Here is a 24,477-nt window from a genome sequence, read left to right as displayed (position 1 = left end):
AAGCACGTTGGGGAAACTCAATTTTACTTTTAATAATATTAGAAAAGATTATATTCAAATGCTAGTTGGAAGAAAACGTCCTTCATGGGCTCCATTAAAAAGAAGATTAGTAAGAGTCCCTCATCGCGCAGGGGCTCTTTTACTTAATACAGAAACGGAGGAACGTCGCATTGATGTTCCTCTTGTAATTAAGGCAGCAAAAGATATGGCTGATTTGCAAAAGTTAAAAGAAGATTTAGCGGATTGGTTATATACAGAGCAACCCGCTGAACTTATTTTTGATGATGAGTTAGACAGGACTTATTTAGCATTAATTGATGGTTCTGTCGATTTGGACGAAATAGTCAATAGAGGTAGAGGTGTTATTACTTTTGTTTGTCCAATGCCGTATAAATTAGGGAAAATCAATACTCACAAATTTACGCAAGAGTGGTCTACAGAAACAACTTCTTATTTTACTAATAAAGGAAGTGTAGAAGCTCCAGCGTTAATTGAAATGACGGTGAAAAAACCAAGTACCTTTTTAGATGTATGGTTTGGAGAGTATCCGCATAATCGTGATTATTTCAGAATAGGCTACCCTCTGACTGTGGAAGAAACCACGGTACAAGAACGAGAGAGAGTCATGTGGGATGAAATGGCTACTCCTATAGGATGGACACCTGTTACTGGACAATTCGATGATATGAAAGGGACAGGTAGTTTTAAATCGAGGGGGGGTTATGCACTATATTGCGAAGATTATGGAAAAGAGGTAGGGTTCTACGGTGCTATAGCCAAGAAAAACATTCCGGGCGGCCCATTACAAGACTTTGAAATGGAGGCATGGATGACTTTAAAGTCCAAAAATATAGGTGAAATGGGTCGTGTTGAAGTTCTTCTTCTAGATGAGGCTAGTAATGTGGTATCCCGCATCAATATGAATGATCTATATGCGACTGCTGAAATTACAAGGGCACATATGAAAATTGGAAATAGCGGAACACCCAATAGTTTTCGAAAATTAGTTGATACAAGTGGATATTATTCGACTACATTTAACCAATTCCGTGGGCGTTTGCGTATCGCTAGGCGGGGTAAGGTGTGGTCTGTATATGTGGCTAAGTTTATAGATGGTACAGAAAAAGATGGCGCTTCGCTTGTAGAACGTTGGATTGATGAAACGGGAAATCCAATGACAGAACGTAAAATTGCACAAGTTATGATTGCAATTTGCAAGTGGGATAATCACCAGCCTGTTAACGAAATACAAATTGATGATTTGAAATTTTGGAAGGTAAACAAAGTTCCATCTAATGCACAACCATATATCTTTGATACTGGAGATAAAATTGTTATCGATACTGAGAAAAGTCTTGTCACAATCAACGGGAAGAATGCAATCAATATAAAAGAAATCTTTAGTAATTTTCCTGTCATAATACGTGGTGACAATCGTATCGATATTATGCCGCCAGATGTAAACGCAACAATCAGTTATAGGGAGAGATATAGATGAGAACACCAAGCGGGATTTTGCATGTTGTGGATTTTAAAACGGATCAAATCGTCGCAGCTATCCAGCCAGAGGACTATTGGGATGACAAACGGCATTGGGAACTTAAAAATAATGTTGACACGTTGGATTTCACCGCTTTTGATGGAACAGACCATGCAGTTACGTTACAACAACAGAATCTTGTTTTAAAAGAAGTTCGCGACGGAAGGATTGTCCCATATGTTATTACAGAGATTGAGAACAGTTCTGATAAACGATCTATTACCACATATGCTTCAGGAGCTTGGGTTCAAATTGCTAAATCAGGGATTATAAAACCACAACGGATAGAGAGTAAGACGGTTAATGAGTTTATTGATTTAGCACTCTTAGGTATGAAGTGGCAACGCGGAATTACTGAATATGCTGGATTTCATACAATGACCATCGATGAATATATTGACCCACTCACTTTTTTAAAGAAGATTGCATCTTTATTTAAACTGGAAATTCGATATCGTGTTGAGATTAAAGGTTCAAGAATCATCGGTTGGTATGTAGATATGATCCAAAAACGTGGGCATGATACAGGCAAAGAAATAGAGTTAGGAAAAGATTTAGTCGGTGTTACGCGTATTGAACATACACGTAATATTTGCTCTGCTTTAGTTGGATTTGTAAAAGGTGAAGGTGACAAAGTAATCACTATTGAAAGCATTAATAAAGGTCTACCCTATATCGTAGATGCAGATGCGTTTCAAAGATGGAATGAACACGGACAACATAAATTCGGTTTTTATACACCAGAAACAGAAGAATTAGACATGACTCCAAAACGTTTATTGACGCTTATGGAAATAGAATTGAAAAAACGTGTCAATTCCTCAATCTCTTATGAAGTGGAAGCACAATCGATTGGTCGTATTTTCGGCCTAGAACACGAATTAATTAACGAAGGCGATACAATTAAAATTAAAGATACAGGATTTACACCTAAATTGTACTTAGAAGCTCGTGTTATAGCTGGTGATGAATCATTTACTGATCCTACACAAGATAAATATGTATTTGGTGACTATCGTGAGATAGTTAATCAAAATGAAGAGCTACGAAAGATTTACAATCGTATCCTTAGTTCACTTGGCAATAAACAAGAAATGATAGATCAGCTAGATAAATTAGTTCAAGAAGCTAACGAAACCGCTAGTAATGCAAAGAAGGAGTCAGAAGCAGCAAAAGCACTGGCTGAAAAAGTACAAGAGAATATTAAAAATAATACCGTTGAAATTATAGAATCCAAGAATCCACCGACAACAGGACTGAAACCTTATAAAACGCTTTGGCGTGATATTAGTAACGGAAAGCCCGGTATTTTAAAAATATGGACAGGTACAGCGTGGGAATCGGTTGTACCCGATGTTGAATCTGTAAAAAAAGAAACATTAGATCAGGTTAATAAAGATATCGAAACCACAAAAACAGAGTTAAATCAAAAGGTTCAAGAAGCACAGAATCAAGCAACAGGACAGTTTAACAAAGTACAGGAAGGCTTACAAGGTGTCAGCCGTACAATTTCTAATATCGAAAATAAACAAGGTGAAATCGATAAGAAAGTAACTAAGTTTGAACAAGATTCAAGTGGATTTAAAACTTCTATTGAATCGTTAACGAAAAAAGATACTGAAATTAGTAATAAATTAAATACAGTTGAGTCTACTGTGGAGGGTACGAAAAAGACGATTTCGGATGTACAGCAAACAACAAACGATTTAAAGAAAACAACAACTGAGATCACAGAAAAAGCTGGGGAAATCAGTGAGAAGTTAGAGAGCATAGAACAGAAAAATAATGATGCTAAGGTGGCGGAGCGGAATTTAATTCCCAACTCAAATTTTTATACAGGTAATACGTCAGGATGGACAGTTTGGGATCAGCAGAGTGGCAATGGAATTGTAGAGAAAGCAGTAGATATACCAGAGTTTGAATACATGGCAAAATTAACAAGAAAAAATAACGTAGCTGACCTTTGGTTTTTGCGAGATATTAAAGTTAGCCCTGGTAAGTATATTTTATCTGCATTCTTAAAATCGAGTAATGTAACAATGGCGCTAGGAGTTCGTGATGGTAGCACTTCATCTACTTATAAGATTGTTGATTTACCGAAAAGTTTATCTGATGGGAAATGGCACCATTTTAAACTAGAAGTAGAATTTAAAACTAATGAAGCTCGTATTTATTTTGGAACTGCAAAAAAGAAAGAGAATGAAGGAGAAGTATTCATTACAGGTACGAAATTAGCTGAAGGCACTGTATTTTCTACTTGGTCACCAGCGCCAGAAGAACAAGTTTCCACTGTAGATTTCACTAAGAAAACAACCGAGATTGAAAAAAGTGTGGATGGTGTAAAAACCACTGTAACAAATGTCCAAAATAGCCAAGCTGAATTTGAAAAACGCATGAGTAATGTGGAGCAAACAGCAACTGGATTATCTTCTACCGTAAGTAATTTAAACAATGTAGTATCTGATCAAGGAAAAAAGCTTACTGAAGCAAATACAAAACTTGAACAGCAGGCAACAGCAATCGGGGCAAAAGTTGAACTTAAACAAGTAGAGGATTATGTTGCTGATTTTAAGATACCTGATTTGAAACAAACAGTTGATAAAAATAAACAAGATTTATTAAATGAATTAGCCAATAAGCTTGCAACTGAACAATTTAACCAGAAGATGACTCTGATTGATAACCGTTTCACTATCAATGAACAGGGTATCAATGCCGCAGCAAAAAAGACAGAAGTATATACGAAGACGCAAGCAGATGGGCAATTTGCTGCAGATTCCTATGTAAGAGATATGGAATCACGCCTTCAAATAACAGAAAAGGGCGTTAGCATATCTGTAAAAGAAAATGATGTAATCGCAGCTTTTAACATGAGTAAAGAAAACATTAAGTTAAATGCCGCACGAATAGATTTAGTTGGTAAAGTTAATGCTGAGTGGATTAAAGCGGGAATGCTAAGTGGTTGCCAAATTAGAACATCAAATACAGATAACTACGTAAGCTTAGATGACCAATTTATACGTCTCTATGAAAAAGGGGTTGCTAGATCATTTCTAGGACATTACAGAAGAACAGATGGTTCAGTACAACCAACTTTTATTTTAGGAACAGATGAAAAGACTAGCGCTCCAGCAGGCGCTTTATTTATGTCTCAAGCAGGTGCAGGATGGTCAGGGGCGTATGCGAGCATTGGTATTAGCGATGGCATAGTTGATGGTACAGTCCAAAAATCTGTGTACTGGGAGTTGCAAAGAAACGGACTAAGTGTTCTAAATGCTAATGATTACCATGTTTTTTATGCTGGTAATGGGAGTTGGTATTTTAGACGGGGAAAACCGGGGTTATATCAAACTTCGTTAGTCGTTGAAGATAATAGTACAGATTCTGATTTAAGACTACCTAACATCACTTTACGTAATAGCCGTGCAGCAGGATATACAGGTATCATTCAAGTCAAGTCACCTGTTACTCAGAATGGATGGGGTTCTGTTCAAGGTAATTTTATGAGCCCTTCATTACGGGAATATAAATCTAACATTCGTGATGTTTCTTTTTCCGCCCTAGAAAAAATCAGGAATGTACGAGTGAGACAATTTAACTATAAGAATGCAGTAAACGAGCTTTATAAAATGAGAGAAGAGAGAGATCCTAATGAGCCACCATTGACAACAGAAGATATTAAAACATACTACGGGGCAATTGTAGATGAATGTGATGAATCATTTATTGATGAAAGTGGTAAAGGGATTCACTTATACTCATATTCGTCACTTACAATCAAAGCTTTACAGGAATTGGAAGTTAAGCATGATGAAGAAATTAAAGCATTAGAAGAGAGACACACGACGAATATGGAGCAGATGAACCGTAGAATTGAAGTGTTAGAACAATTATTAGTTCAAAAATTAATAAATGAGAAACCAGAGCAGCAGTTATAAGCTGTTTTTTATTTTCGCAAAATACGGCTTTTATAAGAAAAGAGGGACAAATAGATGTCTCTCTTTTTATTTTGAAATGAGGTGGTCAAAGTGGAAGGGTTACAAGAAGTAAGAAGTGATGTTCAAGAAATAAAGCAAGAAATTAAGGAAATAAGGTTAGAGGTTAAAAGTTTGGAAATGCGTACAACAGGTAACGAGAAAGATATTGATAATATCAACAAGCAACTAGATAAAATCAGCGCAAATACTACCTGGATTTTACGACTTATTGTCGGTGGAATTGTAGGAGCAGCTCTCACCTTCTTCTTGAAGGGGGGTGGTATGTAATGGTTAGTTTAGCTGTAATGATTGGAATTGTTGTTGGTCTTTCACAAATCGCAAAAACAATTGGATTACAAACAAAATATGTTCCGTTATTGAATTTAACGCTTGGCATTGTGCTAGGCGTTTTATTTTTTGGTGGAAATATCAAAACAAATGTATTTCAAGGAATCATCATTGGACTATCAGCAAGTGGATTATTTGACCACACAAAAATTATGAAAAAGGATGTTGATGCTAAATGAAAAAGAAAATGAAACACGTTATCTCATTTCTTATGATTCTAGTACTTGTTGGTTCTTTTGCAACAGGTGCTTTTGCTGATAGAACGCTTATTATTCCTGATTTACCAAAACAACCATACCGTTATGGTGTTGGTGCTTATGAGGGCGTTGTGGCGCATAGTACAGCAACTCCAGAAGCTCCAGCTATTAATATTCAAAAGTATGAAACTCGTACATGGAGAAACGCATTTGTTCACTACGCAGTCGATTGGAACGAAGCAATTCAAATTGCTGATACTAAGTATATTGCTTATGGCGGTGGACCTGCTGCAAATAAACGCTTTGTACACGTAGAATTATGTGAGACATCGGATTACGCGAAATTTAAACGCTCCTATGATAAATACGTGAAGTTATTAGCTAAAATCTTACGTGATCGCGGAATTAGCGTAGAAAAGGGATTGTGGACGCATAGCGATGTAACGCATTATTTAGGCGGTACAGACCACGAAGACCCATTAGACTACTTACGTAGTCACGGTGTTTCTGAGGCGCAGTTTAGAGCGGATGTACAATGTGCCTATAATAACTCTGATATTTCAGTTCCAGAGCAACCTTCTAAACCAGCAGAAGTTCCAACTGCTGTAACAGATGGTATCACTTATATCGAGGGATACAATGTTAATTTACGTAAAGGACCAGGCACAAGTTATTCTAAGATTCGCCAATTAAACAAGCCGGAGGCGTACCAAGTATGGGGAGAAAAAGACGGATGGCTTAACTTAGGTGGAGAACAATGGATTAAAAACGATCCATCTTATGTGAAATTCGATAAGAAAAGCACAGTGGATTCATCGGTAGGTAAACGAGTTGTTTCTAAAGTGAGTAATCTTAGATTTTACAGTGTTCCATCTTGGCAGGATAAAGATGTTGCTGGTACTGTAAATACAGGTGAGGGATTTACAATTGATGAGAAGGTAAATGTAGATGGTTCATTACAATTTAGGGTACACAATAGCAAAGGGAAAACATATTATATAACGATAAATGAAGTTTATGTATATGTAAGGTAACCGTATATATTACTACAATACAGTATACCTATAGGAGGCAGTTATGTGTTTGATAGAATTGAAATACAAAAAATAAATGAGGTACTTCAAGCTAATGCATTAGATCCAAATTTAATTGGACCTACGCTTCCCTCTATTCCACCATTTACTTTACCAACAGGTTCAACGGGCGCAACAGGTCCAACAGGTTCAACAGGTTCAACGGGGATAACCGGTCCAACAGGTTCAACAGGTTCAACGGGGATAACCGGTCCAACAGGTTCAACAGGTCCAACGGGGATAACCGGTCCAACAGGTTCAACAGGTCCAACGGGCGCAACAGGTCCAACAGGTCCAACAGGTCCAACAGGTTCAACAGGTTCAACGGGGATAACCGGTCCAACGGGTTCAACCGGTCCAACGGGCGCAACAGGTTCAACAGGTTCAACAGGTTCAACGGGGATAACCGGTCCAACAGGAGAGACAGGCCCAACAGGAGCAACTGAAGGTTGTCTTTGTGATTGCTGTGTTTCACCTATGCAGAACGTTTTACAACAACTTATTGGGGAAACTGTGATTCTTGGCACAATTGCAGATACACCAAACGTACCCCCTCTTTTCTTTTTATTTACTATCACTTCCGTGAATGATTTTTTAGTTACAGTTACAGATGGCGTCACATCCTTCGTGGTCAATATTTCTGATGTAACAGGGGTAGGTTTTTTACCGCCAGGACCACCTATAACATTACTTCCACCTGCAGATTCAGGATGCGAATGTGATTGTCGTGAACGACCAATTAGACAATTACTAGATACACTTATCGGTTCTACAGTGAATCTTTTAGCAAGTAATGGTTCTATTGCAACAGATTTTAACGTGGAACAAACTGGTCTTGGTATAGTGATAGGTACTTTACCTATAAGTCCAACTACAATCGTTAGGTTTGCTATTTCAACTTGCAAAATTACAGCTGTGAATATAATATAACCCCTGCTACGAAGTAGTTCATTTTTTTAGAAGAAAATTTACTCATAAAGAAAGTGCTAACAAGTTTGCAAAGTGGATTCTTCTATTGTAGGTAAGCGTGTTGTTGGTTCTGTAGATGCAGGTTTAGGGTTTAATATTGATACGAAAGTAAGTGTGAATGGTTCACCGCAATACAAAGTGCACAATAACAAAGAAAAAGCATACTATGTAACAGCAAATGAAGCCTATGTGTATGTGAAGTGTTTTTTTGACAAAAGAATAGTTTTATGAATAAAAATTATTACCTGATTCTATATGTAGATAATTATATCTTGAATTCCGTATTTATAAATGTTAATGTAAATATACACCGGTTCTTATTTATCTATGAATAGTGTCTGTAGAACGAATAGAATAATTTGAAAAAAATCCCCTTCCGCGCCCATATGCAGAAGGGGATTTTTATTTTTATGAAATTTAAAATTTACTTTTAGATAATGCCTTTAGTATTGGATTAACAATCCTCCCGATCAAACGAAATCCTCTAAATATTGACTGGACAATCTTCATATAATAATCCCCCTTAAATTAAGTGAATCATACCAATTTATACAATATTTTAAAAGTGTGATTTGATATAGTTTTTTTGTTCCTCAATTTAATAAAAAAGAGCTGAATGTAAACTCAGCTCTTTTGCCCCTCTTTTTTAGCAATGCCCCACCTTTGCCCCGCTTTATATAAAAAGATAGAAAACATTTGAAAAAGGTCATGAGTAAAAATGCTGATATAACAAGGTATTTGCAATGGTAAAAAAGCAAAGAAAACGGGTGTATCTATTTATAGGACAAGTACAGTTAGAGTTTCGTAAAGTATCTTTTGTAGAAAAAATAGTCCCTGAAAATAAAGATAATCTTTTGCGCTTCCGTCTTCGCACTGGAGATGAAGTGACGTATGAAAAATTGAATAATCATCTTATAAGAAAAGTGAATATGCGCGGAAGAGAAGTTATATTGCAAAATGTTGAAATGGTTTCGTATGAAGTAACACCTCATTTGCTCTTTATAAATGTGAAAGATATGAGTGGGAAAATATATGAAGGTGTAGCTGTCAGGTATAGCGAAATGGAAATAAATATATGAGAAAACAAGATGGATTTACGATGCCAGGAACAATCATTTTTCTTGTATTATTAACTTCGTTCTTTGTATACGAAACGAATATGTTGCTTATAGATAAAAAATTTTATATTGAAATAGAGCAAAAGTTTGTACTGGAGGAACTACTAAATCGATCTATTACAAATATAAAAAAAGACTTACAGCAAAAAGAAAAGGAAGATACTTTTTTCTTTCAATATGAAAAGGGCGAAGCAAGTGGGAATTACGTCTTTGAAAACGATGTTATACTCGTTTCGTTGCAGTGCAAAATAAAACAAGAAGTTTTCTACAAGGTTAGTTTCCGGTATAGAAAAAAGGATGAGAAAATATTCGATTGGATAGAAGGATAGCATGTAAAATATACGGATGAAAACCATAATTTCTTATTTTAAAATAGGTTATTTTTTTATAGGAAATGGATAAATAAAACAATTGAAAGTTTAAATTTTCTCAAAAAAGAGAAAGGTAGAAAGAATATGATATATTCAAGCTATCCAAACATATTTTTTAGGGAGAATAGGGAAATGACAAATAACAATCAAATAGGTGAAAATAAGGAACAAACTATTTTTGATCATAAAGGAAATGCAATTATGACGGAAGATAGGGAAATACACATTATTTCAAAATTCGAAGAACCTCTTATTGTCGTGTTAGGAAATGTATTAAGTGATGAAGAATGCGACGAATTGATTGAATTGTCTAAAAGTAAAATGAAACGTTCTAAAGTTGGTTCATCACGTGATGTAAATGATATTCGAACGAGTAGCGGTGCATTTTTGGAAGACAATGAGCTTACTGTAAAGATTGAAAAACGAATTTCATCTATCATGAATGTTCCTGTAGCGCATGGAGAAGGATTGCACATTTTAAATTATGAAGTGGATCAACAATATAAAGCGCACTATGATTATTTTGCGGAACATAGTAGATCAGCTGCTAATAATCGTATCAGTACGCTTATCATGTACTTAAATGATGTAGAAGAAGGCGGAGAAACGTTCTTCCCGAAATTAAATCTTTCTGTGCACCCTAGAAAGGGAATGGCAGTATACTTTGAGTATTTTTATCAAGATCAATCACTAAATGAGCTTACGTTACATGGAGGGGCACCTGTAACGAAAGGTGAGAAATGGATTGCAACGCAGTGGGTGAGAAGAGGCACTTATAAGTAAAAACGTGTATGTGACGTTTTGTTCTTCATTGTACAAGGAGAACAAAACGTTTTTTTATTAAATAATGTAATCTTTCGTTATAATAACAAATAATAACGGATGATTGAGAGGAACGAACATGAAAACTATATACATAACCGGTTATATGGGAGCTGGGAAAACAACAATTGGAAAAGAATTAAGTAAAGAACTTCATATGGATGTTGTCGATACCGACCAAAAGATTGAAGAGAAGCAAGAGAAGGCAATTCGTGATATTTTTGCCGAAGAAGGGGAAATCGCTTTTCGGGAATATGAAAGTGAAATGTTACGTTCACTACCCAGTTGTAATGTAATTATTACAACTGGTGGTGGAATCATTGAGCGAGAGGAAAACCGAAAGTGGATGAAGGAAAATGGAACTGTCGTGTATTTATATTGTGATCCACATGTAATTGCAGAAAGGCTTCGTGAAGATACGACACGTCCACTATTTCAGAAGAAAGATATAGAGGCATTTGTGGCAAAATTTGAATCGCGCCGAGCTCAATATGAAGAGGCTCATATTCATATCGATACGACGAATAAATCGGTAAAACAAATCATGAATGAATTAAAAGAAAAGATTAATGAATAAAAAAGTGGACATACTAATCAAGTAGAGGTGATGATAATATGTCTACTAATGATTATGTTCGCTTTGTGACACAGCAGTTTGTGTCGTATATGGATGCTCCAAAAGAAGATCGTAAACAAAAGAAAGAACAACGCCGTGCTGAAAAAGAGCCATTTATGAATAAGTGGTTTGGTGTTATGCCGCTTAGTGCTGCTTTGTTTTATCGAAACGTAAAAAATAAAAGAAAAAAATCAAGTTAACGATTTCTTAATATGTGTAGTAAAATGAAAATCCCCTAGTAGTATGATGCTACTAGGGGATTTTCATTTACTGTACAGATTCTTTTTCTTCTGTAACAGCATGTATTTTGTTGTTTACCCAAACAAATCCAATTCCGATACAAATGGAAATGCCCCATCCAACAGCGGTCATAATCGCTCTCATTTCACCATAGCCATCTACACCGAAAACAGAGATGAAATAAATTTTTAAGAAGCTTTTTAATATGAATTGTAGCCCGAAAAATAGCGTTAAATATTTTAGTGCTGGATAGATACGACTATCACGATACAGTTCACGACTTTTATCACGGTCATGGCCTTGCAATGCGGCAATATCTGCTGCGAAATATAACATAAGTGGTTTTTTTATAAAAATGGTACATATAACGATAATACCGAGCACGATGTGATAATACGCATCGTTCCATAACATTCGTTCAGCTGATCCAGATAATAGGTCTACCGTTGTATTAGAAATGAGTGTAATTAAAATAAAGAATCCTGTTACGTTAAACTGTTTTTCTTTTTTAAAGGTATACAGTGTATAAATAATCCCCGGAACAGAGGAAAGTAACATCGCGTAATAAGGATCGATATAAGGTTTTGCAAATTTCCAAATGAGGAATGGGATTACGAGATAAAAGACAAGATCTAATATAGCTTTTTTATTTTGATTCATATAAATCCTCCTTAAGTCATACATATATTTTATAATATAATTTCTGAAAATTGTATAATGTTTAATGGGAAAAGAAAAAATATATCACTTTTTGAGGGATTAGTAGATTGAAAAAATTGCCCCTAGCGTAGTAAGTTTTTTTAGTATATAATAAAGGAAACGCTTTCATTTTTTTGGTTTGTTCACAAAATGGACGGAAAATCACATATTTACTATCGATATGTTGCTTTATAATGAAACTAATTAAATATACATGCATACAATATTGTGAAATAAATAACATAAATAATCTATATAAATGTAAACGTTATCAAAATAGAGAGGTGGAGACAATGAGTAAATTTTTCTTCAATCATAATCCAGCAACAGTAGAGGATGGAAGGCTTGTTAAGTATGCTGAAATTATTTATGGAGAAGGTGGCCGTTCTGTATTAGAAAATTTAATGGTGAAGGCATCTATCAGATTGCGTGATCGTTATCCGAATAAATCTGACGAGCAGATCTCGAACCTCGTAAATAAAGGCATCCATGATATGTTTCAAAAATATGTGAGTGAGTAAGAGTAGCCAATGGCTGCTCTTATTTTTTTGTATAAGGATTGTATCTCTAGCTGAAAATAAGGATGTATTTTGAAAGATATAAAAAGGAGTGATAAAGATGAGTAATGGAATTGGTCGTTCAAAAGAAAATCTTCCAACTGATGCTAATCATGTGAGCGCAAAGGATCGTGCGCATCAAAAACGTATGGCAAAGCAAAAACAACAAGAGCGTAATGGCGATAGAGGATAACTCAAAAAAAGCTCCTTCTAAAACAGAAGGGGCTTTTTAAGAAAGAAAATGATTCGCGGTAACATAAAAGAGTCCGCCGTTAATAATTTGTACTGTAATGCGTGGTTCATATTGCTCTTGCAAGGCTTGTTTTTCAATTTCATAGCTTTCGGGGAGTTCATCACTTTCTTCATAAAAACGATTTAAAAGATCTAAATCGTGATTCCAGCGCACTCTTGCTTCTTTCGCCCACGTATGGTCATCTTCTGCAATAATATTTTTTAAAGCATCCTCTATACGTTGTAAACCGCTTTGCGGTTTAATGATAGGCGAGAGCGTAAAGCAAAAGTCAGGTATTTTCGGTGTAAGTTTAATTTTAGCTAATGTTTCATGAAAGTTTGCAATCATTGTGCCAGAAATGAGATGAATCCCAATGGAGTGAAGGATGTCTTTTTTTCGATCACATTGATAGGAAACTTTAATATTTACACCGAGCCAAGGATGGAGTGGTGTATGTGTCGCTCCGCTATGCCGTACTTCCTCATATAAACGTATGTAAGAGCCTAATTCTTTTGTCGTTTGGAAAATTTGATGAAGACGTGGTGAACCGTAGTGAATAAGCTCACCATCGCTTTCTTCACTTTCTGGATTTGTAAGAAGAGTAAGGCGCATCGGATTCGGTACGCCTCCTGTTTTCTCAAGATAGTGCCAATAAAAAGGACGGTTCATTAATAATTTATCCATCTCAATTGTTAACTGCACATCTAATAGATGAGGGGAGCGCTTTAAAATTTCGCAGTTATTCGCCTCAAAAAAATTGTATAAGTAATTATGAATTTCATGTTGCTGCATAGCCTTGCACCTCAGCTTCATTTCGTTTCGCGAAGTCGATAATAGATGTTAAGTTTTCCATCTTAATTCGGATTTCTCCTTCGCTTTTTGATTGCGCAAATATTTCTTGAATATGTGCGTCGATGTTTTTCATATTAATTCTCGTTAAAATTTCATCAAGTTCACCGATAACACGCTCAAATAAATTGATTTTTTCATATAACAGTTTCAAAATATGTTCTTCAACAGTATGTTTTGTAGCTAAGTTATAAATATGAACATCATTCTTTTGACCAAGACGGTGAATACGTCCGATTCTTTGTTCAAGACGCATTGGATTCCACGGTAAGTCATAATTAATCATATGGCTACAAAACTGTAAGTTAATCCCTTCACCACCAGCTTCGGTTGCAATTAATACTTGTGCGTGGTTTTGGAAAAGCTCCTTCATCCAATCTTTCTTCCCACGTTTAAACCCGCCGCGGAATGGAACGGAAGAAATACCGTGTTGTTGTAAAAACCATTGTAAATACATTTGTGAAGCTCTATATTCAGTGAAAATAATGACTTTATCGTCAATTTCTTTTATAAGTTCTAGTGCTTTATTCGCTTTTGAGTTGAAAGGAATATGATTAATTTTGTCCATTAGCACATCAATATGCGGGTCTTTTATGTAATGCTCATTTTCTTTCTGCCTTTTTTCCACATGTTTTTTTAATGAATAGTAAACAGCTTCACGACTACTACACGCTTCCCGTTTTAAAGTTAACGATGAGAAAGCAGATGTGAAGGCATCTTGTCCTCGCCAATTTTCAATACCATTATACAAAGCTTGCTCTTCTTCATTAAACTCAACAAAAATTGTACGTACATGTCTCTTTGGCCAATCAATTCCGGTATTATGACGTCGATTTCGGACCATCACTTTGTTAATAAGAGATTTTAAATCTTCATCAGATTCGGCGGAACGATTTTTTGAAGCATAATATTCTTCAAAGTTGGATTGATTGCCTAAATGTCCTGGCTTTAATAAAGAAACGAGGTTGAAAATTTCATCAATCTTATTTTGAACAGGCGTAGCGGTTAATAATAAGCAAAATTTCTTTTTTAATCGTTGTGCAAATTCATAGTTTTTTGTTTTATTATTTTTAAGTTTATGTGCTTCATCGATAATAATAAGGTCATATTCTAAATTCAAAACGATATCGCGATGCGGTGAACGTTTTGCAGTATCAATTGATGATACAATCACATCGGCTTGTTCCCACGAGTAGCTTTTCTTTTGGGCTACAGCTGGAATAAAAAACTTTGTATTTAATTCGTATGCCCATTGTGATACGAGAGAGGCAGGGACGAGTATAAGTACTTTTTTCACAAGGCCGCGGACCATATATTCTTTTAAAATCAGCCCAGCTTCAATCGTTTTCCCAAGTCCCACTTCATCTGCTAGTATCGCTTTACCATTCATTTGTTCAATGACATTTTGAGCGACTTCTAATTGATGAGGAAGTGGTGTGAAATGAGATAAATGCTTCGGTGCTTGTAATCCATCGAAAGTAGGAACAAGTAACGATTTTTCTGTTTTATAAGCTAAATGATATAAATCCCAATTTGTCCAAGGACCATCTTCGTTAATTCTATTTAAAAAATTGTTTTGCCACGTTCGATCTACGGAAATATCGACATTCATTACGACTCTCCCACCTTTTATAAACTAAAGTAATTATTAAAAAAATCTTTATTATATAAGCCTTGTAATAAGGCTCTATTACACTTGCTGAAAGTTAAAGAATAGGCAAAGATAAAGGGCTAAATTTTGAAAATTGTATTTAATAAGATTAAGAATGAAAAATTCTAAATTATTTTTTATGCTAGAATATTGATGAAATATAGCGAATAATGTTAGGATAATGGTGTGAAATGTGTGGAATCTTTCGTATTTTATCCAAGAAAGTGATTTTTTATTTACGCTTTCATAAAAAAATATAATGAGATTCCGTATATCCTATCTTTTCAGAGTGAAAATGTTTAGATATGGCGAGCAACTTTTATTGATTTGTCAAAGCATAAGGGGGAGAGAGCATGATTACATTACAACGTACACCGTTATTTGATGTATACGCGAAGTATGGTGGAAAAACAATCGACTTCGGTGGTTGGGAATTACCAGTTCAATTTTCAAGCATTAAAGAAGAACATGAAGCTGTACGTACGGCTGCAGGTTTGTTCGATGTGTCTCATATGGGAGAAGTTGAGGTAAAAGGTGTAGATAGTTTAGCATTTTTACAACGTGTTGTTACAAATGACGTTTCTACCTTAAAGGTAGGAGGCGCACAATATACAGCTATGTGCTACGAAAATGGTGGTACAGTAGATGATTTATTAATCTACAAACGTGGTGAAGAAGACTATTTATTAGTAATCAATGCATCAAATATCGAGAAAGATTACGAATGGTTAGCTAGCCATGTAATTGGCGATGCGACAGTAGTCAATGTTTCTAGTGAAGTTGCACAGCTTGCAATTCAAGGTCCAAAAGCAGAAGGCATTTTACAAAAAGTTGTGTCAGAAGATTTGAAAGAAATTAAGTTCTTTAAATTTAAAAACGATATTCTTGTAGATGGAATTCCAGCACTTGTATCTCGTACAGGTTACACAGGTGAAGATGGATTTGAAATTTACTGTAAGAGTGAAGATGCTGCAAAACTTTGGGAGAAACTTCTTGAAGTTGGAGCAGAAGAAGGCTTAAAAGCATGTGGTTTAGGTGCTCGCGATACACTTCGCTTCGAAGCAACATTACCACTTTATGGTCAAGAATTATCAAAAGATATTACACCGATTGAAGCTGGCATTGGCTTTGCGGTAAAACCAAATAAAGAAGCAGACTTCTATGGAAAAGAAACGTTAAAAGAGCAAAAAGAAAACGGTGCGTCTCGTAAGTTAGTCGGCATTGAAGTAATCGAACGTGGAATTCCTCGTACACATTACCCTGTATTTATTGGAGAAGAAAAAATCGGGGAAGTAACGAGTGGTACACAATCTCCAACGTTAAAGAAAAGCATTGGTTTAGCACTAATTGATGTAAAATACGCAGCAGTTGATACAGAAGTAGAAATTGAAATTCGTAATAAACGCGTCAAAGCAGTAGTTGTTCCAACACCATTTTATAAACGTTCAAAGTAACGGGGAGAGGGGTAGATTTCATGTTGCATCGTTATCTTCCAATGACAGAAGAAGACAAAAAAGAAATGTTACAAACGATCGGCGTTCAAACGATTGATGAGTTATTCTCTGATATTCCAGAGAGTGTTCGTTTTAAAGGGGATTTAAAAATTAAAGAAGCAAAATCAGAGCCGGAGCTTTTAAAAGAGTTAACTCAAATGGCTAGTAAAAATGCTAACTTAAAAGAATACGCTTCTTTCTTAGGAGCAGGTGTATACGATCATTACGCTCCAGTAATTGTAGATCACGTTATCTCTCGCTCAGAATTTTATACAGCTTACACGCCATACCAACCAGAAATTTCACAAGGGGAATTACAAGCGATCTTTGAATTCCAAACAATGATTTGTGAATTAACAGGAATGGATGTAGCAAACTCTTCTATGTACGACGGAGGTACAGCTTTAGCTGAAGCGGCAATGCTAGCAGCTGGCCATACTCGCAAAAAGAAAATCCTTGTATCTAGTGCAGTTCATCCAGAATCAAGAGCAGTACTTGAAACGTATGCAAAAGGTCAACATCTTGAAGTTGTTGAAATTAATCATAAAGATGGTGTAACAGATTTAGACGTATTACAAAGTGAAGTAGATGATACAGTTGCTTGTGTAATCGTTCAATATCCAAACTTCTTCGGACAAGTTGAAAAATTAGCTGATATTGAAAAAATCGTTCATCAACAAAAATCATTATTTATCGTTTCTTCAAATCCATTATCATTAGGCGCATTAACACCACCAGGAAAATTTGGTGCTGATGTTGTAATCGGTGATGCACAACCATTTGGTATTCCAACGCAGTTTGGTGGACCACACTGTGGTTACTTTGCAACAACGAAAGCATTTATGCGTAAAATTCCAGGACGTCTTGTTGGACAAACTGTAGATTCAGATGGTAAACGTGGATTTGTATTAACGTTACAAGCACGTGAACAGCATATTCGCCGTGATAAAGCGACGTCTAACATTTGTTCAAACCAAGCGTTAAATGCATTAGCAGCATCAGTTGCAATGACGGCACTTGGTAAACAAGGTGTGAAAGAAATGGCACGTCAAAACATTTCTAAAGCACAATATGCAAAACGTCAATTTGAAGCGAAAGGCTTCACTGTAACATTTGCTGGACCATTCTTCAATGAGTTTGTTGTAGATTGCAAGCGTCCAGTGAAAGAAGTAAACGATGCATTATTACAAAAGAATATTATCGGCGGTTACGACCTAGGCCGTGATTATAAAGAGCATGAGAACCATATGCTTGTAGCAGTAACTGAGCTTCGTACAAAAGAGGAAATTGACACACTTGTAAACGAAATGGGGGCTATCCAATGAAGAACCAAGACCAAGCACTTATCTTTGAAGTGAGTAAAGAAGGACGCATAGGATATAGCCTACCAAAATTAGATGTAGAAGAAGTGAAACTAGAAGATGTGTTTGAGAGCGATTATATTCGAGTAGAAGATGCAGAGCTACCAGAAGTATCTGAACTTGACATTATGCGCCACTATACAGCACTTTCAAACCGTAACCACGGTGTAGATTCTGGATTCTATCCACTTGGATCTTGTACGATGAAATATAATCCGAAAATTAATGAGAATGTAGCTCGTTTCGCAGGATTTGCAAATATTCATCCATTACAAGATGAAAAGACAGTACAAGGTGCAATGGAATTAATGTACGACTTACAAGAGCACTTAATTGAGATTACAGGTATGGATACTGTTACATTGCAACCAGCAGCGGGTGCACACGGAGAATGGACAGGTTTAATGTTAATTCGTGCATACCATGAAGCAAATGGTGACTTTAACCGTACGAAAGTAATTGTTCCTGACTCTGCTCACGGAACGAATCCAGCATCTGCAACTGTAGCTGGTTTTGAAACAATTACAGTAAAATCAAATGAACATGGTCTTGTTGACTTAGAAGATTTAAAACGTGTTGTAAACGAAGAAACAGCAGCACTTATGTTAACAAATCCTAATACATTAGGTCTATTCGAAGAAAATATTTTAGAAATGGCAGAAATCGTCCATAACGCAGGCGGTAAATTATACTATGATGGTGCAAACTTAAATGCGGTATTAAGCCAAGCGCGCCCAGGAGATATGGGATTTGACGTTGTGCATTTAAACCTTCATAAAACATTTACAGGTCCTCACGGCGGCGGTGGCCCAGGTTCGGGTCCAGTAGGTGTGAAAGCTGATTTAATTCCGTACTTACCAAAACCAATTTTAGAGAAAACGGAAAATGGCTATCACTTTAATTATGATCGTCCAGAAGCAATTGGGCGCGTAAAACCATTCTATGGTAACTTCGGAATTAACGTTCGTGCATACACATACATTCGTTCTATGGGTCCAGATGGACTACGTGCAGTAACGGAGTATGCGGTATTAAATGCGAACTATATGATGAGAAGATTAGCACCATTCTATGATCTTCCGTTCGATAGACATTGTAAGCATGAGTTTGTATTATCAGGTCGTCGCCAAAAGAAACTTGGCGTACGTACATTAGATATCGCAAAGCGCCTGCTTGATTTCGGTTACCATCCACCGACAATTTACTTCCCATTAAATGTGGAAGAATGTATTATGATTGAGCCGACAGAAACAGAATCAAAAGAAACATTAGATGGTTTCATTGATAAGATGATTCAAATTGCTAAAGAAGTAGAAGAAAATCCAGAAGTTGTACAAGAAGCGCCACATACAACGGTAATTAAACGTTTGGATGAAACATTGGCTGCTCGTAAACCAGTTTTACGTTATGAAAAGCTAGCTCCTGTACAAGTTTAATTAGAATAAAAAAGGAAGAACTCGCTATATGCGGGTTCTTTTTTTGTATGGAGAATTTGTCCCGCGATTTGTGGGCGGATAATCAATGGGGATGAACAAAAATCCCCCGCTGATTAAAGTTTCACTTTATGCAGAACTAGTGAAGAAAATGTTAAAATTTTATATTTTTTGTTTCATAATGGTGTAAAGAAGTAGTTTCATAGGTGATTTTGTTGAAAAAGTCAGTTTGATAAAAGTATTTATTTTTGTTAGAATTTTATTGAAATTAAGAAGATGCAATGAGATAGGAATGACTCATTTTTATGTATATGTGAAAAAACGAGCAAGTTGGGGGTGAAAATGTGGGATATCGGTGTTATAGAATGATATACCATTTAGAAAACGGAAAAACGATTAAAGATGTAAAAGAATTTTGTTATCGAGATCAAGGAAAAGTATTAGAAAGAGTAGCACATCGTGTAATGGATAATAGAGAAGTGACGGCAATTGATAAGAAAGGAACAATCATTTCAATAGCATGTGAGGACATTGTAAAGGTGGAACTTGATTACATAACAGAAAGTTAACCTTGAGTCATATCGAATTATTCGATACAATATACTGTTGAATGGTGACGAGAGAAGAGAGGAGTTTATTATGGGTAGTACAAGACACTTTTATATGTTTATCTTAGCGTTTGTTCTTGTTGTAGCATTAACGATTTATTTAATTGTTGATAGCACTTGGTACAACACAGTTCATCCGGCGTTCCTTCTGTTTATGTATGTAGGAATTGCGGTAGTGAGTTTCGGAATGAGAGATGAGATGTTAGATCGCTTTGAAAAGTGATACATATACGAAAGACCAACAGGAAAATGTTGGTCTTTTTTTCTTGCCAAAAATAGGATGGTGTGTATATACTGTGTATATAAGGTATATACAGTATATACACACTGGAGGAAAACATGAATATTATTATTTCGAATTCTTCCCAAGACCCTATTTATGTACAAATAAGAAAACAATTAAGCCAGCTTATTTTAAATGGTGGTTTAAAGGGTGGAGACCAATTACCGTCTATTCGTAGCTTAGCGAAGGAATTACAAATTAGTGTAATTACAACGAAGCGTGCGTACGAGGAGCTTGAAAAAGAAGGATATATAGAAACTGTTGCTGGGAAGGGGACTTATGTTTCACGTAAAAATAATGAACTACTAAAAGAACAAAGGCTTCGTCTATTGGAAAGTAAAGCGGAAGAGATTGTAAATGAAAGTAAAGCGTTGCAGCTTTCACTTGAAGATTTACAGCAGATGATTGCGTGTTTATATGAGGGGGAATAAGAGATGTTAGAGCTAAAAAATGTTTGTAAAAGTTATCAAGATTTTGCAGTGAAAAATATAAGTTTTACGTTACCACGCGGATATATTATGGGATTTGTCGGACCGAATGGCGCAGGGAAAAGTACGACAATCAAAATGATTATGAATTTAATTCGAAAAGATAGCGGCGATATAAAAATTTTTGGCAAAGACAATAAGAAAGCTGAAAAGGAAATAAAACAAAATATTGGTTTTGTATATGATGAAAATCATTACTACGAAGATTTAACGTGTGAACAAATGAAACGTATTATTGCACCATTATATAAAAAGTGGGACGAAGAGCAGTATCAATCGTATATGCACAGATTACAAGTTCCGAAGTATAAAAAAATTAAAGAACTATCAAAAGGGATGAAAATGAAATTTGCGATTGCTATCGCACTTTCACATCACGCAGAGTTTATCATTATGGATGAACCGACAGCAGGATTAGATCCAGTTGTTCGAAGTGAATTACTTGATATTTTGCAAGAAATTGTAATGGAGGATGAAGTATCTGTATTATTCTCAACGCACATTACAACAGATTTAGAGCGCATCGCAGATTATATCACGTTCATCAATGATGGAGAAATTATATTTACTGGTGAGAAAGATGAACTAATGGAGAACTACGTAATCGTAAAAGGAAGTAATGATTTATTAGACCGAGAAGGAAAAGAATTATTTATTGGATTACGAAAAAATAAATTTGGTTTCGAAGGTTTAGCGAAGGATAAACAAGCAATTATCGATTGGTTTGGAAATGAGGTTGTACTAGAAAAGCCTACATTAGATGATATTATCGTTTACACCGCAAAAGGGAGAGGTGCCTGTGCGTCAGCTCATATATAAAGATTTGTTCTTTTTTAGGGTAACGTGGTTAGTGAATCTAATTATGCCTCTTGTATTATTTATGTTAGATCCAAGTGGTGAATTGTTATTTTCGATGAGTTGTCTATTTATAACCCTTTCTTCCGTTATGACGTTAACTTTTATGGATGAAAGGAATAACAGTGACATTATTATAAATAGTTTACCGGTAAGCCGAAAGGATATCATAATTGCTAGATATGTTTCCAGTGCAATATTTATTGTTGTTGGCATACTCTCTACGATGTTAGTTGTTTTTCTTGTAAGAGGCATTGTGGTCATTGGTGATATCGGTGCCTATCATCCGAATCTATACATTGAAATTCCATGGTATGAAGTAATAAATGGAGCTGTTTACGCCGTATTTTTTGTTGTAACATTCTTTCCTAGTTATTATATTACAAGGTCAAAGATAGCACGAAGTATAGTGTCAGGAGCATCAATGGCAGTTGGTGGAATTGCTTGGATATTCATAGGAGATGGATTGGATGAAACAACACCTTCATTCATTGAGTGGATTATGAATCCAGTGCATATCGGTGTACTTATAGTTGGAGGAATGATATTAGCTAGTGTCTATATCGTTTCTATGTTTCTTACAATTAAAATTTATGAAGCACGTGATTTGTAGGGGAGGAATTGTATGCAACAGTTAATTTTGAAAGAGTTTTTCTTACAAAGAAAAATGTTTCTTATCTATTTAATCTTACCAATATACGGAGCATTCCAAAACACTATAGAACCATTTCAATTAGCATATGTTTGTTTTGCTATATGTCTTTTGATGATTTCAATCTCTTTATCAAATGAGGAGAAAAATAGTACGGAAAAAGTGTTAGTAAGTCTACCTTTTACTAGGAAAGATCTTGTCATTGCGAAATACATATCGACACTATTATTTATGGCATTCAGCTTAATCATTACATTCGTTTTCTTTGTACTACCTGTATTTGTATTAAAAGAAAATATAAATATTCCTTGGTATGCAGCATTTATAGCTATTTTCTTTTCTATTCTGTATGCTGTTATGATCCTTCCCATAAAATATAGTGAGGATAAGCGAATGGTTACTATGTTGGGATTAGTTATGCTTTTTCCTATAATAGGCTTACTAGGATTTATGTGCAATATATTTACGGATGAAAGGCTTATGCTAATAATTTTTCGAACTTCCGATGTGCTATTAGTCATAAGTATTTTAAGTATAGGCGCTTGTGTAAGTTATTTAGCTTCAATGTTTGTAGCTATTGTGAGTTTTAAAAAGAAAGAGCTTTAATCCTTCTTATATAAAAATTAATAAGTGATGTTAAGGAATTGGTTTAGTGAGGTGTAATACATGATTAAGCAACTAGTTTTAAAAGATATGATGTTGCAAAGAAAGTTGGGATTTATTAGTTTTATATGTTTGTTTTTCCTTACAATTGTTGATTTTGGTAGCGAAAATCTTCTTTTGAAGCTTAGCATATCTATACCTATCCTTGGAACAATATGGTCGACGAGTTATGAGGCTAGAAGTAAGAGTGAAAAAATATTAAATAGTTTACCGTTTGATCGTAAAGACATTGTCGTAGCAAAATACATATTTGTAAGCATTTTAGTTTTTTTAGGTGTGGTTTTCTCACTTTTAGTTGGTCTAATTCAGTTGCAAAATGAACATATAAATGGATTTATGCTGTGGGGAGCGATTGTTGGCGGAATAACGGGAGGATTGGTTTATAGCACGATCGTACTTCCAATTGAATTTTCGGTAGAATATAGCAGTTCGAAACAGGCTGCTTATTTTATGGGAATTATAGTTGGTGGATTAAGTGGAGTGATTGTAAGTAACGTCTGGTTAGATGTAGAAAATGCTTGGAACACGAGTTTAGTCGTAAATATTTGTTTTATAGCAGGGCTGCTTCTTTTATATGTTATGTCCATGTTTTTCTCAATTCATTTTTATAATGAGCGTGATCTGTGAGGGGGGAATAGCATTGAAACAACTAATTTTAAAAGATTTCATCATTCAATGGAAATTTTTAATTTGGTACATACTGTATCCTGTTTTCTTTTATATGGCCTTAACAGATACGAAAAATCTGTTCATAATTATGTCAGTAATTTTTACAATTGGGGCAACAGTAAAAACATTTGAAGCAGATAGTAAAAATGAGAGTGAAGTTATAGTAAATAGCTTACCAATATGGAGAAAACAAATTGTGTATGCAAAATATATAGTAGCAATGATTATTCTTTTTATAAGCGCAACGGTCGGTTGTTTCACGATGGGAATGAAGAGTGGGGTTAACCTATTTGAATTTATTGAAACGACAATGGTTGCTAGTATTAGCTTTATTTTAATGTATTTAAGTTTTGTTTTACCAATATCGTTTTGGTTAGCGTATAAAAAAACTATTTTTATTGCGATTTTTATATTGATAGCACCTATGGCTGTTTCCTCTATTTTCTTTGGAATCAACCTAGAACAAATTCAACTATATAACAGCATGTTATTCGTTAGTTCAATATGCATGTTCATAATATCTATCTTCGTTTCAGTCAAATTGTATGAGAAAAGAGAATTTTAAAAGGTGCCTTATATAAGGCACCTTCTTCAATAACGACAATATGAAAGTAAAAGTTTATAAACAGAGAGGCTATTCGGTACAACATCTTTTGGAGTATGTAATATAAAGCTGAAAATGATAACGAGAATGAGAAAGAAGAAAAATAAAA

27 protein-coding genes and 2 pseudogenes are annotated in these 24,477 nt (G+C 35.2%); 25 read left to right on the top strand and 4 right to left on the bottom strand.

Going from position 1 to position 24,477, the window contains the following annotated elements; translation table 11 throughout:
* Positions 1–7: 7 nt before the first annotated feature.
* The 12 genes and pseudogenes from ACU8YW_RS20920 to ACU8YW_RS20865 all read left to right on the top strand — a co-directional run bounded on the left by ACU8YW_RS20920 (position 8) and on the right by ACU8YW_RS20865 (position 11,231).
* Positions 8–1,498, top strand: coding sequence for a distal tail protein Dit (locus ACU8YW_RS20920; RefSeq protein ID WP_137012066.1), 1,491 nt, complete (start codon positions 8–10; stop codon positions 1,496–1,498).
* On the top strand, positions 1,495–5,478 hold the full coding sequence (locus ACU8YW_RS20915; protein WP_426933857.1) for a phage tail spike protein: 3,984 nt from the start codon (positions 1,495–1,497) through the stop codon (positions 5,476–5,478). Before ACU8YW_RS20920 ends, ACU8YW_RS20915 begins: the two co-directional genes overlap by 4 nt.
* A 90-nt stretch (positions 5,479–5,568) precedes the next feature.
* Positions 5,569–5,805: a hemolysin XhlA family protein gene (locus ACU8YW_RS20910; RefSeq protein ID WP_073516187.1), complete on the top strand. Its 237-nt coding sequence runs from the start codon at positions 5,569–5,571 to the stop codon at positions 5,803–5,805.
* Positions 5,805–6,044: a holin gene (locus ACU8YW_RS20905; RefSeq protein ID WP_098649165.1), complete on the top strand. Its 240-nt coding sequence runs from the start codon at positions 5,805–5,807 to the stop codon at positions 6,042–6,044. Before ACU8YW_RS20910 ends, ACU8YW_RS20905 begins: the two co-directional genes overlap by 1 nt.
* On the top strand, positions 6,041–7,096 hold the full coding sequence (locus ACU8YW_RS20900) for an N-acetylmuramoyl-L-alanine amidase (RefSeq protein ID WP_426933856.1): 1,056 nt from the start codon (positions 6,041–6,043) through the stop codon (positions 7,094–7,096). Before ACU8YW_RS20905 ends, ACU8YW_RS20900 begins: the two co-directional genes overlap by 4 nt.
* Positions 7,097–7,141: 45 nt before the next feature.
* Positions 7,142–8,065 (top strand): collagen-like triple helix repeat-containing protein, encoded by a 924-nt coding sequence (locus ACU8YW_RS20895; RefSeq protein WP_426933855.1) that lies wholly within the window; start codon positions 7,142–7,144, stop codon positions 8,063–8,065.
* A 72-nt stretch (positions 8,066–8,137) separates the two neighbouring features.
* Positions 8,138–8,335 (top strand): annotated as a pseudogene (locus ACU8YW_RS20890) (hypothetical protein); the annotation flags it as partial.
* 512 nt (positions 8,336–8,847) lie between these two features.
* Positions 8,848–9,183, top strand: coding sequence for a ComGF family competence protein (locus tag ACU8YW_RS20885; RefSeq protein WP_098857146.1), 336 nt, complete (start codon positions 8,848–8,850; stop codon positions 9,181–9,183).
* The gene (gene comGG, locus ACU8YW_RS20880) at positions 9,180–9,551 is read left to right on the top strand and encodes a competence type IV pilus minor pilin ComGG (RefSeq protein ID WP_046956345.1); all 372 of its coding nucleotides are present in this window, start codon (positions 9,180–9,182) and stop codon (positions 9,549–9,551) included. Before ACU8YW_RS20885 ends, comGG begins: the two co-directional genes overlap by 4 nt.
* A gap of 174 nt (positions 9,552–9,725) precedes the next feature.
* Positions 9,726–10,376, top strand: a complete 651-nt coding sequence (locus ACU8YW_RS20875) for a 2OG-Fe(II) oxygenase (protein ID WP_046957539.1) — start codon at positions 9,726–9,728, stop codon at positions 10,374–10,376.
* Between the two features lie 118 nt (positions 10,377–10,494).
* Entirely contained in the window at positions 10,495–10,992 is a 498-nt protein-coding gene (locus ACU8YW_RS20870) for a shikimate kinase (protein WP_137010971.1), read from the top strand.
* A 38-nt stretch (positions 10,993–11,030) separates the two neighbouring features.
* Positions 11,031–11,231, top strand: a complete 201-nt coding sequence (locus ACU8YW_RS20865; RefSeq protein ID WP_000106081.1) for a YqzE family protein — start codon at positions 11,031–11,033, stop codon at positions 11,229–11,231.
* A 67-nt stretch (positions 11,232–11,298) separates the two neighbouring features.
* On the opposite strand, the gene ACU8YW_RS20860 is transcribed toward ACU8YW_RS20865, so the two are convergent.
* Together ACU8YW_RS20860 and ACU8YW_RS20855 are read right to left on the bottom strand one after the other, a co-directional pair.
* Positions 11,299–11,931: a VC0807 family protein gene (locus ACU8YW_RS20860; RefSeq protein WP_088064402.1), complete on the bottom strand. Its 633-nt coding sequence runs from the start codon at positions 11,929–11,931 to the stop codon at positions 11,299–11,301.
* Positions 11,932–12,071: 140 nt separating this feature from the next.
* A pseudogene (locus ACU8YW_RS20855) lies at positions 12,072–12,190 on the bottom strand (GTP pyrophosphokinase).
* Positions 12,191–12,263: 73 nt separating this feature from the next.
* Here ACU8YW_RS20855 and ACU8YW_RS20850 point away from each other — a divergent pair.
* Both ACU8YW_RS20850 and ACU8YW_RS20845 read left to right on the top strand, forming a co-directional pair.
* Positions 12,264–12,491: a hypothetical protein gene (locus tag ACU8YW_RS20850; RefSeq protein WP_000032702.1), complete on the top strand. Its 228-nt coding sequence runs from the start codon at positions 12,264–12,266 to the stop codon at positions 12,489–12,491.
* 97 nt (positions 12,492–12,588) lie between these two features.
* The gene (locus tag ACU8YW_RS20845) at positions 12,589–12,720 is read left to right on the top strand and encodes a hypothetical protein (protein ID WP_000064661.1); all 132 of its coding nucleotides are present in this window, start codon (positions 12,589–12,591) and stop codon (positions 12,718–12,720) included.
* Between the two features lie 36 nt (positions 12,721–12,756).
* Here the strand turns inward: ACU8YW_RS20845 and ACU8YW_RS20840 are convergent, their stop codons facing one another.
* Together ACU8YW_RS20840 and ACU8YW_RS20835 are read right to left on the bottom strand one after the other, a co-directional pair.
* Positions 12,757–13,551 carry a YqhG family protein gene (locus ACU8YW_RS20840; RefSeq protein ID WP_001183978.1) on the bottom strand — a complete coding sequence of 265 codons (795 nt, stop codon included), beginning with the start codon at positions 13,549–13,551 and terminating at the stop codon, positions 12,757–12,759.
* Entirely contained in the window at positions 13,538–15,220 is a 1,683-nt protein-coding gene (locus tag ACU8YW_RS20835) for a DEAD/DEAH box helicase (RefSeq protein ID WP_046956347.1), read from the bottom strand. The genes ACU8YW_RS20840 and ACU8YW_RS20835 overlap by 14 nt, the downstream gene beginning before the upstream one ends.
* Positions 15,221–15,612: 392 nt before the next feature.
* On the opposite strand from ACU8YW_RS20835, the gene gcvT reads away from it, so the two are divergent.
* The 11 genes from gcvT to ACU8YW_RS20780 all read left to right on the top strand — a co-directional run bounded on the left by gcvT (position 15,613) and on the right by ACU8YW_RS20780 (position 24,329).
* Complete coding sequence (gene gcvT / locus ACU8YW_RS20830) at positions 15,613–16,713, top strand: glycine cleavage system aminomethyltransferase GcvT (RefSeq protein ID WP_046956348.1); 1,101 nt, start codon at positions 15,613–15,615, stop codon at positions 16,711–16,713.
* A 20-nt stretch (positions 16,714–16,733) separates the two neighbouring features.
* A complete protein-coding gene (gene gcvPA / locus ACU8YW_RS20825) occupies positions 16,734–18,077 on the top strand; it encodes an aminomethyl-transferring glycine dehydrogenase subunit 1 (RefSeq protein WP_000903246.1) in 1,344 nt (447 codons plus the stop codon).
* Positions 18,074–19,549, top strand: a complete 1,476-nt coding sequence (gene gcvPB / locus ACU8YW_RS20820) for an aminomethyl-transferring glycine dehydrogenase subunit 2 (protein WP_000795689.1) — start codon at positions 18,074–18,076, stop codon at positions 19,547–19,549. Before gcvPA ends, gcvPB begins: the two co-directional genes overlap by 4 nt.
* A gap of 362 nt (positions 19,550–19,911) precedes the next feature.
* On the top strand, positions 19,912–20,115 hold the full coding sequence (locus ACU8YW_RS20815) for a DUF3929 family protein (protein WP_000639158.1): 204 nt from the start codon (positions 19,912–19,914) through the stop codon (positions 20,113–20,115).
* Positions 20,116–20,185: 70 nt separating this feature from the next.
* Positions 20,186–20,377: a hypothetical protein gene (locus ACU8YW_RS20810; protein ID WP_000535935.1), complete on the top strand. Its 192-nt coding sequence runs from the start codon at positions 20,186–20,188 to the stop codon at positions 20,375–20,377.
* Positions 20,378–20,493: 116 nt separating this feature from the next.
* Positions 20,494–20,868, top strand: a complete 375-nt coding sequence (locus ACU8YW_RS20805; RefSeq protein WP_001021351.1) for a GntR family transcriptional regulator — start codon at positions 20,494–20,496, stop codon at positions 20,866–20,868.
* Between the two features lie 3 nt (positions 20,869–20,871).
* Positions 20,872–21,744, top strand: coding sequence for an ABC transporter ATP-binding protein (locus tag ACU8YW_RS20800; protein WP_426933854.1), 873 nt, complete (start codon positions 20,872–20,874; stop codon positions 21,742–21,744).
* Positions 21,725–22,393, top strand: coding sequence for an ABC-2 transporter permease (locus ACU8YW_RS20795; protein ID WP_088064400.1), 669 nt, complete (start codon positions 21,725–21,727; stop codon positions 22,391–22,393). Before ACU8YW_RS20800 ends, ACU8YW_RS20795 begins: the two co-directional genes overlap by 20 nt.
* A 12-nt stretch (positions 22,394–22,405) precedes the next feature.
* Positions 22,406–23,038, top strand: coding sequence for an ABC-2 transporter permease (locus ACU8YW_RS20790; protein WP_088064399.1), 633 nt, complete (start codon positions 22,406–22,408; stop codon positions 23,036–23,038).
* A gap of 60 nt (positions 23,039–23,098) precedes the next feature.
* A complete protein-coding gene (locus ACU8YW_RS20785; protein ID WP_426933853.1) occupies positions 23,099–23,722 on the top strand; it encodes an ABC-2 transporter permease in 624 nt (207 codons plus the stop codon).
* Positions 23,706–24,329, top strand: coding sequence for an ABC-2 transporter permease (locus ACU8YW_RS20780; protein ID WP_033662759.1), 624 nt, complete (start codon positions 23,706–23,708; stop codon positions 24,327–24,329). Before ACU8YW_RS20785 ends, ACU8YW_RS20780 begins: the two co-directional genes overlap by 17 nt.
* Positions 24,330–24,477 lie beyond the last annotated feature (148 nt).

The organism is Bacillus pretiosus (genome assembly GCF_052947655.1).
The sequence above is the reverse complement of the archived record's forward strand: the minus strand, read 5'-3'. Positions and strand labels throughout refer to the sequence as shown.

Coding starts and splice junctions, on each gene's coding strand:
- ACU8YW_RS20915 (WP_426933857.1), top strand. CDS start 1,495: ATGAGAACACCAAGCGGGATTTTGCATGTTGTGGATTTTAAAACGGAT.
- ACU8YW_RS20810 (WP_000535935.1), top strand. CDS start 20,186: ATGGGTAGTACAAGACACTTTTATATGTTTATCTTAGCGTTTGTTCTT.
- ACU8YW_RS20790 (WP_088064399.1), top strand. CDS start 22,406: ATGCAACAGTTAATTTTGAAAGAGTTTTTCTTACAAAGAAAAATGTTT.
- ACU8YW_RS20840 (WP_001183978.1), bottom strand. CDS start 13,551: ATGCAGCAACATGAAATTCATAATTACTTATACAATTTTTTTGAGGCG.
- ACU8YW_RS20800 (WP_426933854.1), top strand. CDS start 20,872: ATGTTAGAGCTAAAAAATGTTTGTAAAAGTTATCAAGATTTTGCAGTG.
- ACU8YW_RS20815 (WP_000639158.1), top strand. CDS start 19,912: ATGATATACCATTTAGAAAACGGAAAAACGATTAAAGATGTAAAAGAA.
- ACU8YW_RS20785 (WP_426933853.1), top strand. CDS start 23,099: ATGATTAAGCAACTAGTTTTAAAAGATATGATGTTGCAAAGAAAGTTG.
- ACU8YW_RS20835 (WP_046956347.1), bottom strand. CDS start 15,220: ATGAATGTCGATATTTCCGTAGATCGAACGTGGCAAAACAATTTTTTA.
- ACU8YW_RS20860 (WP_088064402.1), bottom strand. CDS start 11,931: ATGAATCAAAATAAAAAAGCTATATTAGATCTTGTCTTTTATCTCGTA.
- ACU8YW_RS20780 (WP_033662759.1), top strand. CDS start 23,706: ATGAGCGTGATCTGTGAGGGGGGAATAGCATTGAAACAACTAATTTTA.
- ACU8YW_RS20850 (WP_000032702.1), top strand. CDS start 12,264: ATGAGTAAATTTTTCTTCAATCATAATCCAGCAACAGTAGAGGATGGA.
- ACU8YW_RS20865 (WP_000106081.1), top strand. CDS start 11,031: ATGTCTACTAATGATTATGTTCGCTTTGTGACACAGCAGTTTGTGTCG.
- gcvT (WP_046956348.1), top strand. CDS start 15,613: ATGATTACATTACAACGTACACCGTTATTTGATGTATACGCGAAGTAT.
- ACU8YW_RS20905 (WP_098649165.1), top strand. CDS start 5,805: ATGGTTAGTTTAGCTGTAATGATTGGAATTGTTGTTGGTCTTTCACAA.
- comGG (WP_046956345.1), top strand. CDS start 9,180: ATGAGAAAACAAGATGGATTTACGATGCCAGGAACAATCATTTTTCTT.
- ACU8YW_RS20870 (WP_137010971.1), top strand. CDS start 10,495: ATGAAAACTATATACATAACCGGTTATATGGGAGCTGGGAAAACAACA.
- gcvPB (WP_000795689.1), top strand. CDS start 18,074: ATGAAGAACCAAGACCAAGCACTTATCTTTGAAGTGAGTAAAGAAGGA.
- ACU8YW_RS20805 (WP_001021351.1), top strand. CDS start 20,494: ATGAATATTATTATTTCGAATTCTTCCCAAGACCCTATTTATGTACAA.
- ACU8YW_RS20845 (WP_000064661.1), top strand. CDS start 12,589: ATGAGTAATGGAATTGGTCGTTCAAAAGAAAATCTTCCAACTGATGCT.
- ACU8YW_RS20885 (WP_098857146.1), top strand. CDS start 8,848: ATGGTAAAAAAGCAAAGAAAACGGGTGTATCTATTTATAGGACAAGTA.
- ACU8YW_RS20900 (WP_426933856.1), top strand. CDS start 6,041: ATGAAAAAGAAAATGAAACACGTTATCTCATTTCTTATGATTCTAGTA.
- gcvPA (WP_000903246.1), top strand. CDS start 16,734: ATGTTGCATCGTTATCTTCCAATGACAGAAGAAGACAAAAAAGAAATG.
- ACU8YW_RS20875 (WP_046957539.1), top strand. CDS start 9,726: ATGACAAATAACAATCAAATAGGTGAAAATAAGGAACAAACTATTTTT.